The organism is Pontibacterium sinense, assembly GCF_015209595.1.
Classification (GTDB): Bacteria; Pseudomonadota; Gammaproteobacteria; order Pseudomonadales; family Balneatricaceae; genus Pontibacterium; species Pontibacterium sinense.
This window is the reverse complement of the sequence record NZ_JADEYS010000018.1, coordinates 1-19,675: the sequence shown is the minus strand read 5'-3', so window position 1 is coordinate 19,675 and position 19,675 is coordinate 1. Positions and strand designations below refer to the sequence as shown.

The 19,675-nt window shown below is 48.5% G+C and carries 6 protein-coding genes and 2 riboswitches; of the genes, 4 read left to right on the top strand and 2 right to left on the bottom strand.

What is annotated here, in order from left to right:
• The first annotated feature begins 543 nt into the window (after positions 1 to 543).
• The gene (locus tag IOQ59_RS15995; protein WP_193954461.1) at positions 544 to 3,033 is read left to right on the top strand and encodes a hypothetical protein; all 2,490 of its coding nucleotides are present in this window, start codon (positions 544 to 546) and stop codon (positions 3,031 to 3,033) included.
• A gap of 551 nt (positions 3,034 to 3,584) precedes the next feature.
• Entirely contained in the window at positions 3,585 to 6,788 is a 3,204-nt protein-coding gene (locus tag IOQ59_RS15990) for an Ig-like domain-containing protein (protein WP_193954460.1), read from the top strand.
• Positions 6,789 to 6,924: 136 nt separating this feature from the next.
• On the opposite strand, the gene IOQ59_RS15985 is transcribed toward IOQ59_RS15990, so the two are convergent.
• The gene (locus tag IOQ59_RS15985; protein WP_193954459.1) at positions 6,925 to 9,525 is read right to left on the bottom strand and encodes an Ig-like domain-containing protein; all 2,601 of its coding nucleotides are present in this window, start codon (positions 9,523 to 9,525) and stop codon (positions 6,925 to 6,927) included.
• 72 nt (positions 9,526 to 9,597) lie between these two features.
• Positions 9,598 to 9,681, bottom strand: a riboswitch (cyclic di-GMP riboswitch).
• Between the two features lie 1,022 nt (positions 9,682 to 10,703).
• Between IOQ59_RS15985 and IOQ59_RS15980 the strand changes: the two genes are divergently transcribed.
• On the top strand, positions 10,704 to 12,065 hold the full coding sequence (locus IOQ59_RS15980; RefSeq protein ID WP_193954458.1) for a hypothetical protein: 1,362 nt from the start codon (positions 10,704 to 10,706) through the stop codon (positions 12,063 to 12,065).
• Between the two features lie 68 nt (positions 12,066 to 12,133).
• Here the strand turns inward: IOQ59_RS15980 and IOQ59_RS15975 are convergent, their stop codons facing one another.
• Positions 12,134 to 14,707, bottom strand: a complete 2,574-nt coding sequence (locus IOQ59_RS15975; protein ID WP_193954457.1) for an Ig-like domain-containing protein — start codon at positions 14,705 to 14,707, stop codon at positions 12,134 to 12,136.
• Positions 14,708 to 14,780: 73 nt separating this feature from the next.
• A riboswitch (cyclic di-GMP riboswitch) is annotated at positions 14,781 to 14,864 on the bottom strand.
• Positions 14,865 to 16,256: 1,392 nt separating this feature from the next.
• Between IOQ59_RS15975 and IOQ59_RS15970 the strand changes: the two genes are divergently transcribed.
• Positions 16,257 to 19,675: prealbumin-like fold domain-containing protein (locus IOQ59_RS15970; RefSeq protein ID WP_193954456.1), on the top strand; the 3,419-nt coding region annotated here is incomplete at its 3' end.

Here is a 19,675-nt window from a genome sequence, read left to right as displayed (position 1 = left end):
ATTTTGTATATATCAGAAAGGCCGCCTGGGTGCGGCCTTTCTATTGAGCGTAAACACGCCTCGTAGCTAGCCGTGAAAAAAGCCCGTTTATTTTAGATAGTACCAGGCGACACTCCAGACCAGTCTCTCATCCATTACATCCTATCTTTCGATTGTTAAGTGACCCTTACAAATCTTACATTTTCATATCCTTCTGTATAAAAAAATCTATATATTTCAGCATGATATGTTGTTGGTTCAGTCCTTGCTTGTATCTGCTTTGAGGAATTATTTCCTTAACTCCAGGCTTAAGGATTGATAGCTGAAATGACACAAAGATGTGAATGTGTCGTGGGATACCGCCAACAGCTTTATTCGATCTTCAAGGTTGGGAGGGGCCTGTCGAAATAACAGGATTAATGAAGCATACAAACACTGCGCAGATTGCATAAAAGGTTACGAATAGCTTAATCCGCTGTCAGGACTCACGGCGGTACACGCGCAGGGTGGAGAGCATGGGACATGCTTACAGGATGTAAGCACGTATATCCCAGGAGGTACGACATGAGAGCGTGCGAAATTACGGCATCCCTAAAAGCGATAGCGCTGGGGTGTCTATTATCATTAACGTCTATAACGACCTATGCAGTTGATGAGATCGGGTTATTCGAGCTCGATGCAAATGCAGTGGAAGACGCAGTATCTCAGCCGCCGGACGACTGGGAAACATTATGTGATCCAGTGGCCGTTCCGGGTGGGCCTTGTCAGAACCCTAATGGTTCTGGAGGCAATGCGTTTGCATTCACAGGCATTGACGCTGATCCAGCGCCTCTATCTATTTTTGATGGTGGTAAAAAAGATATTCAGGATATTCCTGCATGGAGCCATAAAGATGGTTCTGTCCCAGATAAAGGTGATATCACCAATGCTTATGCTGCTGCTTATTTAGTACCGGCAGCCGCTGCAACGGCGACACATCAGGAAGGAGATCTGATTCTCTATTTTGGTGCTGACCGAATTATCAACGTCGGTGATACCTTTATGGGTTTCTGGTTCTTCAAAGACTTGGTCAGTGCAAATCCTGATGGTTCTTTCTCCGGGGTCCATATGCCGGGTGATACTCTGGTATTGGTGAACTTTCCTCAGGCCAACAATGCGGTGCCGCTGATTCAGGTGGTAGAGTGGGATCCATCTTGTCCTAAAGCTGCCAGCAATAACCCGCAAGTTAACCAGTGTGCAGCAAAAAACCTCCGTCTACGTTTTGGCGTATCTGGCGCAGGCGCTATCTGTAATTCAGATGATCCGCAAGAAGCCTGTGCAATCACCAATGACGTGACCGAAGATTCTCCTTGGCCATATGTCTCTAAAGATGGTTTTGTGAATGAGTTCCCATTTGAAACCTTCTTCGAGGGCGGCATCAATATCTCTGAAGTCATTGGTGGCGATGCATGTTTCGCCAGCTTTATGGCTGAAACCCGTTCATCCAGCTCGTTCACGGCATCACTGAAAGATTTTGTGATCAGTGACTTCCCTGTGTGCGGGACTGAGCTGCGTACGGAGATTCATGAAAAAGGCACTCACGCCCCCGATCTTGAGGGCGGTGCAGTCGATGCGGGTACTGAGATCCATGATGCAGCTTACCTTGCGGTAACAGGTCCGGGTACTATCACCCCAGTTGGTGATGTTGTGTTCACACTGTTTAACGCAGCAAACTGTCAGGGTAGCGGTACTGTCGTTGCTACCGTGGATATCTCAACCGGTACGTTAATCAACGGTGAAATCCGTGTTGAAACGCCGGATACACAGTTTGGTGCGGGTGCAATCTCTTACGAGGCGAAGTTTATTAGTAGCGATGGTGTGTTGCCAGATGCGACTGCTGCTTGTGAGAACCTCACGCTGAACACCTTGAACACGACAACGGTGACCCAGATTCACGAAATGGGTGGTCATGCGCCAAACCTTGATGGTACGAAGCAGTTTGTGGGTATTAAAGTCCATGACTTTGCGTCTGTCTCCAGCACAGGTGCACTAGCCATTACCGGTAATATCACCTTCACGCTGTATGATAACGATAACTGTGAAGTCAACGGCAGCCCAATCGCGTCCTTCGGGACGAATGGTAGTGAGATCGTGGGCTTGAATGCAAGCGCTGAAGCCGAGTCCGGTAACTTTGATACAACAGGATATCTGCCAACCGATGCCAATAAGTCTCTATCGTTTAAAGCAAGCTATGGTGGTGACACCAACTACAAACCATCTACTGCTGTATGTGAGAAATTGGAGCTTGAGAAATACACGCCAGCCGTTGTGACCAATATCCATGCAGGTACTGCCAGTGCGACACATACAATTGGCACACCGGCAGATATTCAGAATGGTAATGTCACCATCGGTGCAACCATCCATGATATCGCATCGGTTAACGGTTCTGCGCCTGCACGTCCTACAGGTAACTTGACCTTTACCTTGTATGAAGGTGATACCTGTAGCGGTACGGTGATTACCCAGACCGATCCGGTGAAAGATTTGACCGCAGATGGTAAAGACTATCTTGCAAATGGTCGTACGGTCGAATCAGATAACTTCAATACCGCCGGTTATGTTCCTATCAGCCTGACCAATAAGAAACTCTCCTATAAAGCTGCTTATGCAGGAGACCAGTTCTATAAATCAGGTGTTGAGGCTGGTTGTGAAAAACTGACCGTCAACAAACGTCTGCCGACTATCGCAACTCACGTGATTATCCTTGATCGTGCGGAAGTGACCGGTGACGCGGGCGTTCTGCCTACGGGTAACGTAGATTTCCTGATCTATCAGGGCACTGGTTGCACAGGTACATTGCTGCAGACTATCAATAACGTTGCTCTGGTGCAGTCCAACGGCAACCTGTTTGCGACACTGTCTGATGCGAACAAACGTATTATTACAGCAACCGGTACAACGTCTATTTCCTATAAAGCGGACTATGACGGTGATGCCAATTATGTTCCGGTGACTCATGCATGTGAAGATGTAACTGTCACTCTTCCAGGGCCTACAAGCGCAACGCTTTAATGGATTTCTGGAACTGAACTAAACGGAAAAAAACGGTGGGTGTAAAGCCCGCCGTTTTTTTATGCGCATCGTATGGACAATGTTACATATGAAGTTTCAGGTCGTTATCACAGGTGTTGAAGGTTCGTTACAGTAAACAAAATTGTACGGCCAGAAAACTTGCAAGTTCAATAAAAACAATGAGTTACGACGTTTTGCTCGTAGGGTGTATGAATGTTTTTACATCTATATGCTGATTCGTACTAACGCATTTATAAAAGTGTCGAAAATTCAAGTAGTTATAAAACAGGCGTGATAGTTGCAGCGATAAAAGCAGGAGAGCGGGCGCTCCCTATCTCTTGGCTGATCCCCCCGGAAACGCTGCCTTGCGGAATCGCCCATGTGGGTTATTCCTCAAGGTAACGTTTCATCGAGAGGGAGTTTCAGACAGGGGAAAACTCTGCAACAAGCGGAGATTTTATTAACCAGACCCGGTGCTCTGCTAGTAAGACGCGAGTGACGGGTCACGGTACATGGGCAGCAGTAACGCACGTATACCGGGGAGGTTGAAAATGAGAGGTCTCACGAGGTTATTCCGGTCCTCTTCATTCCTGTTCGCGGCTGTTTTTTCAACGTTATTTGCGATTGTGACGGCGGTGTGGGCTGTTGATGAACTCGGACTATTTGAATTAGAGGGTGATGCCAAAGGCGCATCACCTGTGATGATGATCCCTGATGATTGGGAGGAGGTATATGACGGGGATGATGCTGCGGATGTCAGTGTTTTTATATCCAGCGCAGATGAAGACCCAAGTGTTGATATATCTTACTTTACCGGCGGTGGTTCTAAAGACGTACGTGATGTATCACAGTGGCAAAGTACAGAAAATAATGTGGCGCCTGACAAAGACCAGATTCTGGATGCTTTTGCAGCCGCCTATATTAATCCAAGTGATTATCCAGCGGTGGGACCGGTTGTCCACGATGCTGGCGACCGTTTACTGTTCTTCGGTTTGGACCGATTTGCTGTCAGTGGTGATGCTCAGGTCGGTTTCTGGTTCCTGAAGGGTCAGGTCAGTGTAGATATTGATGGCGATCCCAACACGGCAGACCCGTTTATCGGAAACCACCAAATTGGCGATATCCTCGTACTGAGTGACTTCGTGAAAGGGGGTAAGGTCAGCGAGATTCGTGTCTTTGAATGGGTAGGCGGAAACAAACCACTTCAAATGTTAGGTTCGGGTGGTGACTGCGGCGATGCGCATGACTTTGCGTGTGCGACCGTCAACAACCCCGGAGATGACAGCGGTTCACCTTGGCCGTTTGTACCTAAAGCGGGTTCAGCGGGCACATTCCCGGATGGTGCCTTCTTTGAGGGTGGTATTAACCTGACGAAACTGGGCGTGGAAGAGGGGTGCTTCAATACGTTTATTGCAGAAACTCGTTCATCTCAGTCAGTCACTGCGCAGTTAAAAGATTACGCATTGGGTGCATTCCCGCTCTGTCAGGCTGATGTAACCACGGAAGTTCACGACAAAGATCACAATGACATTACTTTTGCGACTGATGTACTGGTACTCACCGACGTGCACGATAAAGCATTCGTCACAGGCTCCGGTGTGACAAACCCGCCTGATCCGACTGGAAACGTAAGCTTCCAGCGGTATACCGGGTTGGATTGTATGCCAGGTAATGAGAGCGGTAGTGCGGAAGTTGTCGGTTTGGGTGCGGGTAACCCCGCGACAGCGGAATCAACACCGTTCACACCCGCAGCAGGTGAGTGGTCGTTTAGCGTGAGCTATGCCGGTGATGGCAACTACCCATCCGCGATGTTACCGGGTGAACACTGTGAACCATTCACCGTGATCAAACGAGACGCAACGGTCGTCACCAATATCCATGACTCAGGCCATAATGATATTACCGGTGGTAGCGCTTTTGTGGGTGAAACCGTTCACGATAAAGCATTTGTTAACGGTGACGGTGTAGCGCCTACGCCAACCGGTACTGTGACGTTCTACCGTTACGCAACCGGTAATTGTAGCGGCTCACCAATGACGGAAGTAAAAGCGATGTCTGGTGGTACGGCCGAATCCAGCAACGTCCTGCTGAGCGCGTCGGGTGGTTTGTCGTATCTGGCAACCTACAGTGGTGACCAGTATTACAACGAAATCAAACTCGCTGATCTGGACAAGCGTCTGGTATCCGCAGGTGGACATTGTGAGCCACTGACGGTCAATAAACGTGTACCAAACATCGTGACCTTTATCCATGCGGGTCCAACCGTGGGTCCTGCACACGTTGCAACCGACATTAAAGGTGGCAGCATCGATGTGGGTGATACTGTACACGATCAGGCAGCTGTATCGGGTGCAGGTAATACTCCAACCGGTACTGTGACCTTCTACCGTTATTCAACAGCCAATTGTACGGGTACACCTCTACCGCAGGCTGGCGTTAACTTGGTGGGTGGTAAAGCTGAATCCAGCGCATTCACAGCAACAACCTCAGGTGGTCTGTCCTATCTGGCAGCCTACAGTGGTGATACGGAATACTTCCCAATCACCCTGCAGCAGCTTCAGCAGGATCTACAGACTCACTGTGAACCGCTGACTGTGAATAAAGTACAGGCCAATATCGCGACCAACATCCATGCCGGACCAACGGTGGGCCCCGCGCATGTAGCAACTGATATACAGGGCGGTAGTGTTAATGCCGGTGATACCGTGCATGATAAAGCCACTGTATCCGGTGCTCAGGGTACACCGACAGGTACGGTGACCTTCTATCGTTACTCAACCGGTAACTGTATGGGTACACCAATGAGTGAGACAAATGTTTCACTGGTTGGCGGTATGGCTGAATCAACCGCGTTTACGACCAGCACATCGGGTGGTCTGTCCTATCTGGCGACCTATAGTGGTGATGGGGTGTATTTCCCAATCACGCTGAACCAAGTGCGTGCTGACCTGATCAATCACTGTGAACCGTTAACCGTGAATAAACTGGATGCGAATATCGCAACCAATATCCACGCAGGTACACGTGTAGGTCCGGGCCACGTTGATACTGATATTCAGGGTGGTCAAGTGAACGTTGGTACTGTGATTCACGATAAAGCGACTGTATCCGGTGTGCTATCTACACCAACAGGTAGTGTTACGTTCCATCGATACGCAACACTCGACTGTTCTGGTGGTGCTGTTAGTGATGGACCATGGACACTAAGTGGAGGTACTCAGGAATCTGGTAACTTCACCACGGTGATTGGTGCGTTGTCTTATCTCGCAACCTACAGTGGTGACAGTGTCTACAATCCGATTACGTTAGGTGATCTTGCAGGCAACCTGCCAGCCCACTGTGAACCGTTGACTGTTGTTGGCGTATTTGAAGCTTGTACTCCAGGTTACTGGAAACAACCTCAGCACTTCGGTAACTGGGCTGCGCCTTATAGCCCTGTACCGATCGAAACGCTTTACGTTGATGCGTTCGGTGTAGGCGGAAAACTGCCAGGCTTGCCAGGTAAGTACAAAGAAATTACCTTGCTAGGCGCATTGGAAGCAGGCGGAAATACTGATCACGAGGCATTACTTCGTCATAGCGCAGCAGCGCTTCTCAATACGGCTAATTCCGATGTGAATTATCCATTGAGTACACAAGAAGTGATCATGCTGGTTCGGTCCGCATTTGCTAACGGCACAACTGCTGCAGCTCATGCCTTACTGGGTGGATACAATGAAACCTTCGATTGTCCATTAGCACGAGCTGATCTGTAGTTGTTGCTTAGTGCCAATTATAAGGGGAGGCGGGTAAAAACCGTTTAACCTGGACTAGAAGTGAAAAGGGCGATTCCCATTATAGGAGTCGCCCTTTTTCGTGAGTGAATCTATCGAATAAACATCACGTTATTGCTTAACGATTCTTGCCGTTACCTTTACCGTTAGAACCACCGGAACCGCCACCAGACAGGCTCAGGTATACGGTTGCAGTCGATGTCTTCTGACCATCGCTAATGGTATAGGTGAAGGAATCACTGCTCTTAAAGCTCTTAGCCGGAACATAACGGATCGTACCGTTGCTGTTGATGCTGACAGAACCTTTATTGCCTTGACTCACACCGACAACACTCAGCGTATCGTTTTCTGGATCATAGTCGTTGCTCAGGACGGAGATAGTCTGTGTTGTTTTGCTGGTCATGGTAACGCTGTCATTCACCGCCACCGGCGCCGTGTTATTGTTCACCGCACTGACAGTGACACTGACGCTGGCGTTATCGGAACCGCCGTTACCGTCTGACAAGCTGTAGTTAAACACTTCAGTACCTGCAAAACCGGCCGCTGGGGTGAAAGTGATCGTACCGTTGCTGTTGATCACTGCGTTACCGTTTACACCACTGACAGAAGTGATGTTCAGGCTGTCGCCGTCTGCATCGCTGTCATTGTTCAGCACGGAAATGACTACAGAACTTCCAGTACTTGTCGTAGCGCTATCGTTCTGAGCAACCGGTGGCGTGTTTGCCGCAGGGTTATCAATCACGTAAGTCACATTACCATTGTTACTGTAGTTACCACTGACCGCTGATACGTTGATGTCATAGAAACCATCAGTCGCACTGCTTGCAGAAGAAACAGTTAGTACCGACGTGCTGCTCTGGCCCGGCGCCAGTGACAGGCTTGCAGCACTGAAAGATGCATTCCAGCCCGACAGTGTGTTTGCAGACAGGTTATAGCTGCTGGAGGAACATGCAGCACCATCGTTGTTGGTGACGGTAACGTTGTAATTCACTGCTGTACCCGCATTTACCCATGGGCCCTGAGCCGGAGTAAAGTTGATAGATGGATTACTGCGTACACAGCTCTGAGTACCCATGGATACTGTAACAACAGCCCCGTTCTGATCACCGGATACCGCTGTGATTGTTACACCAGCGTCGGCATCGGTGAAACTGCGTCCAAACGTCAGTGCAGGATCACGGGTGTACAAGTCATATGTTTCCGGCGTCATATCAAGCAGGAAACTGGTGTTGCTGCTCTCTTCCGGGGTGCCGGTACGAATGACCACACCATTCATTACGTTGCTTGGATTAGTACTCGTCATAGTCGCGTCAAAACCGATCGGCTGACGATACTCGATATAGTAGTACTCGGGGTGACCCCACTGATCGAAACCTTTTTGTATCTTCAGCGCCTTGGTGCCATTGGTTTGTGATGCATACGCTTCAATCTGGTAGGTGCCTGCGCCCGTTACATGCTGGATGCTCGGTGTATTGCTCTGGTTCAGCCAACCGAGGTATTCCTTAGGAAACGGTGCGAAGTGGCTAGAGGACGCCCAACCCATGACATCAACGCCGTCACCGTATTCCAGATTCTGGCAGTTATCGCCCAACGTGCTGCCATTGCATGCCAGAGAGTGGGAGTGATGCAGGCCGAAGTTGTGCCCCATTTCGTGTGCGATCACATCCATATCAATGGTGCCGTTAATCCACGACTCAGCACCGCCAACCAATGCGGTACCGGACCAGCTGCACGCGGTGGTGTATGGGAAGATGTACAGGAAACGGTCGTATGCAGAAACGTTTACACCGGCATTGCTTGCCGCTTGTTTTGCTGCAGTTGCGATGTCCTTATTGTTACAAGTGGAGCTGCTAAGCGGCAGCGTATACCAGCCCTTCGTTGCACCAACAAGGGAGGTTTTTCCATAAGAGTTTTCATTGAAGTAGTTGCTGACATCACCGAATACCGCACTATTTACCTGGCTGGTGGACCAAGGCTGCTGACTAGAGTTATCCTGAAAATTAACCAGCAATACCAGCGTGTCTTGCTGGCCAACTGTATTGTATGGAGAGACGGGTGTGCCACCGTTACTGCCGCCGGTTTCATCGCCGCCGACGGCCAGCATCAGAATACCTTCGTCTTCAGCATCGACTACCAGGTTCTCTTCACCCTGAGTGTTGGTGAAGACAACACCCTTGGCATTGATTTGGTTACCGGTGTTCAGGGGACCTGCATCGCCGGAGATGTGCAGTTTGACACTGTTGCCATTATTGGTCTTCAACTGGTGAACCAATCGGCTATTTTCCGGGTTTTTGAAATCGTCCTGATAAGACACTTCCAACTCGCCGTTCAGATCGATGTGCTGTTCTATCAGTTCCTGAACCTCAGCCGGCAGCGCCTGTGCTACATCTGCAGGGATTGCGATTCGCAGAATCTCGGCTGGGTTAGTTTCAGCCAGATCGGTCAGCAATTCCTGACGCGCCTGTGCCTTTTCAATCAGTTTAGCCAGACCCAGTTTTTTACCGTTTCCGCGGGACTGAACCCACAGACGGTGCTGATTGATCAGATCCTGAGTGGCTGTTTCAGCCTGTGCACGCTGTGCAGCAGGGGTGGAGTAAGCTTGAGGTGCAGCATGATCGTGGTTTGGACCAGATACCGCGAGGCCCGGAGTGAATAGCAGGGCCGAACTCAGGCCCAGTGTCGCGAGTAGTCGAGTAGGTTTTGGCGCTCTAAGCGTCATGAGAATCTCCGCAAATTGGGTTCGCGAAAGATCCTCAACAGCTGCGTACTGACGCGCGAGGGTATACTCTCCATCGGCAGTGCGGCCGTCCCCACAACAAAGATGGGACCCGTGACTTTGCGACACCCGGTTTCCCAGGTTGTGCCTTTATCCAGAGAGGATCTTTCAAATATATAACCGCGGTACTGTTTTCCCGCGGACAGACCCTTATGGCTGATTCTCGTCAGTGAGACCGTATATCCAGTAACATCAGTGTTCCCGTTGACCGTCCTTGTCCAAGGTGGATGCGTTAAGCCATTCGGGTGGTAAAGCGGAAAGATATGAGAGGCGTACGAAAACGAATGCGGGCAACAAGAAGACGCATGAAGCGTGCCTGTACCTGCCGAGTTTCCCTACCAAAACCCAGCGAGTCAGACGAAACAGCAGTTCCCCACAACGTATCGCCAACGTCTTATCGTTTGCTTTACACGCTGTAAACTGTTCTAACGGTGCGCATCCTAACATTAACAACTGATCATGTCTTATACAGTTGTGGAATAAAACATACGTTCGGCTGAATAATAAGTGATCAACTGTACGGGAACTTATTTCAGAATATTTACATATCCCGTCATAGCTGAGAATGACGGAGTTTGACAGCAAGAGCGCCATGCACTTTTGGTTGAACGGTTTGCTGTAAAAAAGCATCAATCACATTTTCTATAGAGCTTTTCGTCCAGATAGTGAGTTCCCCTATGAAATGCATGTGTCAGATACATGCTTGTGATACTTCATTCACTATACAAAACAGATAAGAATCTTTGCGTGCTGTAAACGAAACATTACGTTCTATTCACTATACAGGGACCATGCTGTGATTTTGTTTATAAGTATCAACTAGTTATATGTTTGGCCTGGTTTATGCTTTGAATAGGTAGAAGGTCTCTTGTTCCTGTTGCCTAAGAACGTTCGATTTGTCATCGGAAAGAACAGATTAGTTAGATGTGGCGCAGATCGGCTTAAAGCGTATGGAATGAGTAGCACAATACCTGCCATGAATAGCGCTAAATGATGCAAGTAGTGGCTATAGCCATCACTAAAGATCGGCTAATGCACAGGTATATTCTTTCCTGTTCTCGTCGTTGTTCTACCAAAAGACGGGGTGTTAAAAATTAACAGCACTTAAGGAGGGCATAGATATGTCCATTTTAAAACGCTGTAGACACGGTGCGCTCTTTACAGTGGCACGGAGTATTGCAATTGCCGGAGTGTGCGCCCTGACATTAAGCAGCAATTCAGCGTTAGCAAATCATACGGGAGACGGTCCAGAGGTTAGCCCAATATTTATGCCAGGTAACCCAGACTGTTCTGCGTTGGGGTATCAATATTCGGTGAGATTTCAAGATAGCTACGGGCTGGGAATGAGCGGCGGTAATCACCCAGATGGTCCAATTAATGTTGATATTATTCTGACAGCCAATAAAACTTTTACCTGGGTCTCTCATAACAGTTTGGTACATGCAGTTATCGTCAAGGGCGGCCCCAATGCCAATGGCTACCTGTACGCAAATGCACCAGGTGATACAACAACCGGTGAAACCCATGATGATGGCTTGCATTCACCGAATTCGAAAAGTGGTAACCGGGCGGGATTGAGTCATATCGATTTCTGCTATAGCCCGGTCCTGCCTGATCCTGATATCAGCGTCACTAAAACCTGCCCGTCTGCTCCCGTGCTGATTAACGGAGGTGTGGGTGGTGCGACGTATAACTATAAAGTGCGTGTAGAAAATACAGGTGATGGTCAACTGAGCAACTTAGTAGTAGATGAATCTCTTTCCAACTGTACTGTGCAAAGTACGGCGGGCATTGTGCTAAATGAAGGCGCGCACGTGGTATTAGATGTGTCATGTCATAGTGCTTTACCTCTGCCTCAAAACGGCCGCAACATGGCTAAAGTGAAAGCAACAACTGAGTATGGTCATGAGCCTATGGTAATGGACACCGGCGATACCGCGAATGCTAATCCGCCAAACTGTCCAGAAAACGCTCCACCGCCAATAGATATTGTTAAAGACTGTGGTAACCCAATGGTTCGTCTTGTTGAGGTTCCTTCCGCGTACGGCCCAATTCTTGGTGTACAGGCTTGTGTAGACATTACAGTGACCAACCTGGGTGATGTTGATGATGAAACTCTGGTGAATGTAGAACTAACAGACACCGAGGCATTTGGCGGCGTCATGAACCTTCCGGACCTCGTACCAGGTGCTTACTGGAGCGACACTCTGTGTTACTTCCCAGATATGCCAACTGGCGATACGTTGGATCACTCGGACGGTTCGCACACAGCCTACTCAGTGTTTACAGTTCTGGACAATATCCTCTCAGACCCAGAGGCGTTGTTCTCCAATACTGCGACTGTAACTGCAGATGGCGCATTCAGTGGCGAAAGCGTGGATGATTCAGACAATGCAGATTGTTCAATCTGTTACTCTGACAATCAAGATCTACCTTCCGCGTGTCCTCCTCCTGCAAAAAACCCATATCCACTATTCCATTAACGGACTGACTGGATAAAAAAAGGGGCTGATCACTCAGCCCCTTTTTAATTACTCTTACTCTAGGAACGTTATTTGTTCTTACCGTTGCCTTTACCACCGCCAGAGCCGCCGGTGTTACCAGAGTCAGCGTTCAGTTGTACTTGTACCTGAGCTGTTGCCGTTAACGTACCGTCGCTGATGGTATAGGTGAACGTGTCGTTGTTTTTGAAACGTCTACCCGGCGTGTACATCAGCTGACCATTGCTGATGGATACGCTGCCTTTATTGCCCTGAGTTATTCCGACGATGGTGATCGCATCCGAGTCTGGATCGTAGTCGTTGCTCAGCACTGGGATCGATACAGATGTCTTGCTGGTAATTTGAACGCTGTCATAGACGGCAACGGGTGCACTATTAGTACTGGATGCGTTCACAGTCACGGTTACCGTAGCGGTGTCCGTGCCTCCGTGACCATCTGAGATAGCGTAAGTGAAGTTTTCGGTCCCGCTAAAGCCGCTCACCGGTGTAAAGAGGATGTTACCTCCAGAGATCTGTATAGAGCCATACACGCCGCTGGTACCGGTAATGCTGATGGTATCTCCGTCAGCATCATAATCGTTGCTCAACACCGGAATTGTGACTGCACTACCTTGGTCCGTTGTGGCAGTGTCGTTCCATGCAACCGGCGCACTGTTGCTTGGCGCTGCTGCAACATTTACAGAAACTGTACCTGTATCTGAAGCACCATTGCCGTCTGAGATGGTATAGCTAAATGTCTCGATACCACTAAAACCGGTATTTGGTGTGTAGACGATATTACCGCCAGAAACCTGTGCGCTGCCATTCACTCCACTGGTGCCGGTAATTGCCAGATTGTCACCGTCCATATCATAGTCGTTAGACAGGGCAGGGATAGTTACTGCGCTGCCAGCGGCCGTATTTGCACTATCATTCACGGCTACCGGTGCTGTGTTGGTTGTGCCACCGCCGCCATTACCATTAAAACTTACACTCACAGTAATGCCGTTGGCATCATTCGATAACGGCATAATGGTTACACCAGCGTCGTTATCGGTGTAGGAATGGCCGACCTCCAGTGCACCGTCGCGCAGATCGTAGCTTCCAGATTTGGCAACACTGTCTGGAGTCATATCCAGCAGATCGCTGCTGTTGCCATCCCCTTCAATCGCTTTGTGAACCAGAACACCGTTAGCGATGTTCTCAGGGAAATCGTAGGTGCCTGTTCCGAAGATGCCATCATCAAAACCAACTGGCTGGCGATATTCGATGTAGTACCAGCTTTGCTGACCTGTTGCTGGATCGATCCCTTTACTGATTTTCAGTGCTTTTGTAGCGCTGCTATTTGGAGACATGGGTGAAATCGTATAAGTACCATCACTGGTAATTGTGGCGATCGGTGGGGATTGGTTGTGTCCCAGCCATCCTAAACGTTCTTTATTCATTGCATTCAAGTGACCGTACTTGGTGCCCATCACGTCAAATGCATCGCCATAGGTGTATTGACGGCAGTTTGAAGACAGCACGTCACCTTCACAGTTCAGGCCGTGTGCGTGGTGTAGTCCTAGGTTATGACCAAATTCGTGAGCGACTGTACGTGCGTCGGTTGCTGCACTGATCCATGCACGAGAAGGGCTACCGCCAACCGTGCCAGCGTTAGTGGAAGGGCAGTTACTGCCGGGTGGAATCATATAGATAATATGGTCATAACCGGACAGGTTTACACCTGAAGATGTAGCAGCCTGATCGGCATAGCTATAGTAGTTACTTGGACAGTTGTTGCTGTCTACCGGGACTGTGTACCAGCCCAAAACATCACCGTTAAGCCATGTTTGCTGATAGGAGTTTTCGCTGAAGAAGTCGCTAACTTCACCAAACACCACATTCTGTATCTGGGAATGGCTCCATGGTTTATTGGATGAGTCATTTTGGAAGTTGACTAATAGCACAGCAACTTTACGTTCACCAAATGTATTAGGAAGCACGGAGGCACTACCACCGTTATCACCACTGGTGGCGCCCATGATCAAAATGTCATCGGCAGACGCGAGTGCGATGGAGCCATCGATATTCTCATGATCATCACCTGCCGGGATAAGCAGGCCATCAACAGATACTTTCTGGCCATGGCGCAGGTTTTTACCTTTGCCAGCCGTATGAAGTTCGAAACGATCACCGCTAGATGTTTTCACGAACTGACGTAGTGTGTAGCTACCATCATCCGTGTGTTCGTAAAGAGCTTCAACCTCACCTTCTAGCTCAAGATCCTGTTCGAGAAGGTTCTGCAGAGCTTCAGGCATCGATTCACGCATGGATGAGTCGATAGCCACATTCAGCACATCTGATGGTGAATATTTCACCAGTTCAGCTAGCACCGCCTGGCGTGACTCAGCTTGTTCTATCAGGCGATTGAGACCGATTTTTTTTCCATTACCGCGGGACTGTGCCCAGAGACGGTGTTCGTTGACGAGATTCTGGGTGAGCACTTCAGTTGTTGCACGCTGTTCTGAAGATGAAGCGAATGTCTGAGGTGCATCATGATCATGATGTGGGGCTGATACCGCGAAGCTTGAAGTGAATAGCAGGGCTGATGTAAGGCCCAGTGTTGCAAGTGTGTGTGTAGGCGTTGGCGCTTTAAGCGTCATGAGAATCTCCGCAAATTGGGTTTGCGAAAGATCCTCAACAGCTGCGTACTTAACGCGCGAGGGTATGCTCTCCATCGGCAGTGCGGCCGTCCCCACAACAAAGATGGGACCCGTGACTTTGCGACACCTGATTTCTCAGGTTGTGCCTTTATCCAGAGAGGATCTTTCAAGTATATAACCGCAGTACTGTTTTCCCGCGGACAGACCCTTATGGCTGATTCTCGTCAGTGAGACCGTATATCCAGTAACCTCAATGTTCCCGTTGACCGTCCTTGTCCAAGGTGGATGCGTTAAGCCATTCGGGTGGTAAAGCGGAAAGATATAAGAGGCGTACGGATACGAATGCGGGCAACAAGAAGACGCATGAAGCGTGCCTGTACCTGCCGAGTTTCCCTACCAAAACCCAGCGAGTCAGACGAAACAGCAGTTCCCCACAACGTATTGCCAACTTCATATCGTTTGCTTTACACGCTGTAAACTGTTTTAACGGAGCGCATCCTAGCATTAACAACTGATCATGTCTTATACAGTTGTGGAATAAAACATACGTTTGGCTGAATAAAAAGTGATCGATCATTCTGGAACTATCTGGCAATGAGCATCCCATGCATGTAGGACAGTCGTACTGAGGCCGGAATATGGAAAGGGTGGTACGTGTTAAGTTTACTTAACAATATTTATCGCTATTTTGGGCGATTTTCACCATACGGCCAGTATTTTCATCGGTTTGTTACATATTAAGTACAATGATCCACTACTGAGTTATTTCGCGACTTTTATGATCTATATAATTTCAACAGGTTACTAATGTTGGCGTCAGTTTTGCTTTGTGTAACCTGAAGGCTAAGGCTTTCGAGATCCCAAAAAAAATCGCACAAAAATGCGGTGCGGCAGAGTATGTGTTGAACGTCGTATCGCATTTTCTTTATCTTTTTTCTTATTTTCTCAAGTATAGATTTCCTTATCGGTGACGTGGCTTTGTTTCAAATGTGTAAAAGTAAGTTGTTCTCATTGGAAGGGTGTAACGGATAATTTACATGTGAAACGTAAGTTATAAAGCTGAATATTTTGTCATAGGTTTTTAAGCTAAAAGTTACTTATTGTTTTTTCAGGGTTATTTCTCTGTACGCTGTTATTTTCGCTTTACATAATGTTTATGTCTGTAAGCTAAATGTTACATATGAAGCATTGTCTATCGAGCCTCTCGTTATAAATAGATAGCAAAAACAAAGAGATATAAATGTGGTTCGCTTGTTGCTTAATCATAGGGGCGAGGAAGATTCATCTTCCATATCTCTTGCCCACGAGGTCTGCTTACTTTTTTTGGCGGATGGGTACTGTTGTGTGCTCAAAATGATATTAATCCTTGATGGGGAAGGACGGGGGTCTCGATTTGTAACGGGGACTAAATAAGAAAATTAATACGATACCGATGTTTGCACATAATATAAGTGGTGTGCGAATCGCGGCGGAATGCTGGCGATGACCGGTATCGTTACCTCAATGTCTTTAGCTTAACGGAGCGACGGCAAGACAAAGGGAGGTAGACATGCGAACGTTATCACGATGTTTGAAAATACCGCTGATGAAGCGGTTTATGCAGTTTTTCGTTGCCCTGCTACTAGCGGCGTTTTATGGAACGTCTTATGCAGCAGAAGCAACACAAGTTAACTTTACCCTGGAAGGTTGTAGGTTGGAAAAGGGTGATTTGGTATTCCCCGGAGGAAATACCGCTTTGATTCCAACCTGTACGGAGCCGGGGTGGACCACGGGTAACCTCGGTAAGAACTACGCAGAGCTCGATTGGGTTCCCCATCGGGTTACCTTACAAAACAATAATGGTAATCAAACCTACTCGTTCCTGCTGGTAGGTGACCATTTTAAAAATTTCCTCGGATGGGACAAAATAAGTGTTCCTGTTAAGAGTTCATTATCCGATGCGAGCTGTCCTGAGCTTAGTGTTGGTCCAGAACTCATTGAAACCGCAGGTTCAATCGGTGGCGTGAATGATGTTATCTATCGCGTAGCCACTCTTACGCAGCCTGCGGACACCACATGTATTTATGACTATGCGCAGCGGTTAGGTATCGGTGCCAGTCAGTTCAGTGGTTCCTCTTTGCAGTCTGCTCTGCTACAGACCGATTTCAGTAGCGGTGGTATTGGTGAGAGACGTATCCAGTTACCAGTCAACGAAATCCTTCCTCAGGAACTGGATAAAGACATGCATGCAGAGCAGGATGTGCTGAATGTATGGAACCTTACCAAGGAAACATCGCCGGTTGTTCATAACTTTGGTGATACCTGCTGGATCAATCCCGAAGATTTTCAGAAAGAAGTTCGGGTTACTATTGACTGGACGGTGACGCCCAGCCTTGGCGGTATAGAGATAACCACTAACATCAAAGCAACCAACCCATCACACCGGACGGTATTTGTCGAAATTCACGATGAAATTTGGGGTGATCCGGGTACGGGTGATCAGCTTCTGGACGAGATAGATTCCCCTCTGATTAAGTTGGAGCCAAACTCTAATGGGATGTTTACTCATTCAGTCACCCTCAATGCGACCAGTGTGAGCGGATTACGTGATATAGCCTCTGCGACCTACTTTGATTCAGTATTCCCTAATGAACCTCTGCCTGGTGTAGATATTGCGGAAGCCTTCGTTGATGAGATTGCACCAGGTGATGTGCTGAATGCGACTGCAATTATCACTGACGTCGAAAGCATTTCCGGTGCTGGTCTTAGTTATTCTGTCGACTCGCTGAGCGCTGGCAGTGCCGCGGGTACGTTCCAGAATGGTTACGTCCAGGGTACTGAGACGACGAATGATGTTACGTGGGTCTCTGATGCTCAAAGCAGTGATGGCTTTGTAGAATTCAATAAAACGGTGTATCTGGATCACCCAAGGATTACCAGCGGTACCTTGTCTGATATAGCGACACTGGATTACGGTGACCCGAACAACAAGCTCACCGCCAATGCGCATACGAACTTCTCGTCTAGTGCGACAACAGAATTGACCATTGAGAAAATGATCGATGATGTGTTGACCGGAAATGAAACCGTCACCTTCAAGTTTGATGTTGATAAGGGCGTCGGACAGCATGAGATTGTTTTCAATGCGGGAGATACTACCAAAACGAAAACGTTGATTGATCTTGCCCCAGGTACATACTCTGTTCTGGAACTGGCGACCGCAGGTTTCTCGCTTGCCGCCGGTGAGCAAAACCCGCAGAGCGTAGACTTGGGTACCGCAGACAATCCAGTCTGTGAAGGCAGCGTTTCCTTCTTCAACGAAGCAGATCCGGCCAATGTGCAGGTGGTGAAAGTCACACTTCCCGCTGGCAATGAAGCAGGATGGCAGTTCACTCTGACGGGCCCAGGCCTTAATGGTGGTGTCTCTGATACCACTGATGTGAATGGGCATGCGAACTTCGGTGGCATTGAGTTGGGTGAAGGCCTGTACACAATGACCGAGCTGTCCCAGACTGATTGGGACCTCACCGATGTCACTAATCCCGACGGCAGCCACGATTCGGCAGAATGTACGTTCGAGGTTGATCTTCCTGCTGATGCAGGGCACGCATTTGAATGTACTTTCGAAAACACTCAGCGAGGTCAGATCATCATTACCAAAGTGACTGAGGGTAATGAGTTGTTGGATCTGGGTGGTACGTTCAGTTTTAGCAGCAGTCCTGATCTGTCACTCAGAGATTTGGTAACAACTGATTCTGTTCCTACAGACACGCAAACTGTTAGCAGCGTGTTACCAGGCCAGTATCTTGTTAGTGAAGATGATCCTGCCTTGCAGCTCTTCGCACTAACAGATATTACCTGCGATGACGGTAACAGTGTCGGGGATGACAATCCGTTGAGTTCGACTTATCGCCAAGCGACTATCAATGTAGAGGCAGGCGAAACGGTAGAATGTGTGTATACCAATACCAAACTGGCTGCACCAGGTAGCATTGAGATCAGGAAGATCAGTATTGGTGGCGTCGATACCTTTGGCTACAACGGTGATCTGGGTCCATTCAGTATCACCACCGTGACGGAAAACGTGCCGGTGTCGGATACTGAAAACTTCGTCAATCTTCCTGCGGGAGAATATGTTGTGACGGAGAATGATCCAAGTGCAAGCGGATATCATCTATCCGATCTGTCTTGTGTGGATGATAAGGAAGTTATCGGTACAACCACGTGGAATGTGGTGAACCGTTCAGCCTCCATTAGCATTGATGATGGTGAACATGTTGTTTGTACCTTCACCAACACCAAAAACGGTCAGATCATCATTGAGAAACAGACCGATCCCGACGGTCATAGTCAGGTGTTTAACTTCACCTCCGACTACGGCGCACCGTTCGGCCTGAGTGATAATCAGACCAAAGGTTCCGGTGACTTGTTGCCAGGTACCTACAGTGTTAGCGAAACGGTTCCTGCAGGTTGGAAACTCGATAAAGCCACCTGTGACGACGGTTCTCATCCGAATGCCATTGAACTGGATCCGGGCGAAACCGTGAAATGTACGTTCTACAACCGTCTTGACCGTGGTCAGATCATCATTGAGAAACAGACCGATCCTGATGGTCATAGTCAGGTGTTTAACTTCACCTCCGACTACGGCTCACCGTTCGGCCTGAGTGATAATCAGACCAAAGGTTCCGGTGACTTGTTGCCAGGTACCTACAGTGTTAGCGAAACGGTTCCTGCAGGTTGGAAACTCGATAAAGCCACCTGTGACGACGGTTCTCATCCGAATGCCATTGAACTGGATCCGGGCGAAACCGTGAAATGTACGTTCTACAACCGTCTTGACCGTGGTCAGATCATCATTGAGAAACAGACCGATCCTGATGGTCATAGTCAGGTGTTTAACTTCACCTCCGACTACGGCTCACCGTTCGGCCTGAGTGATAATCAGACCAAAGGTTCCGGTGACTTGTTGCCAGGTACCTACAGTGT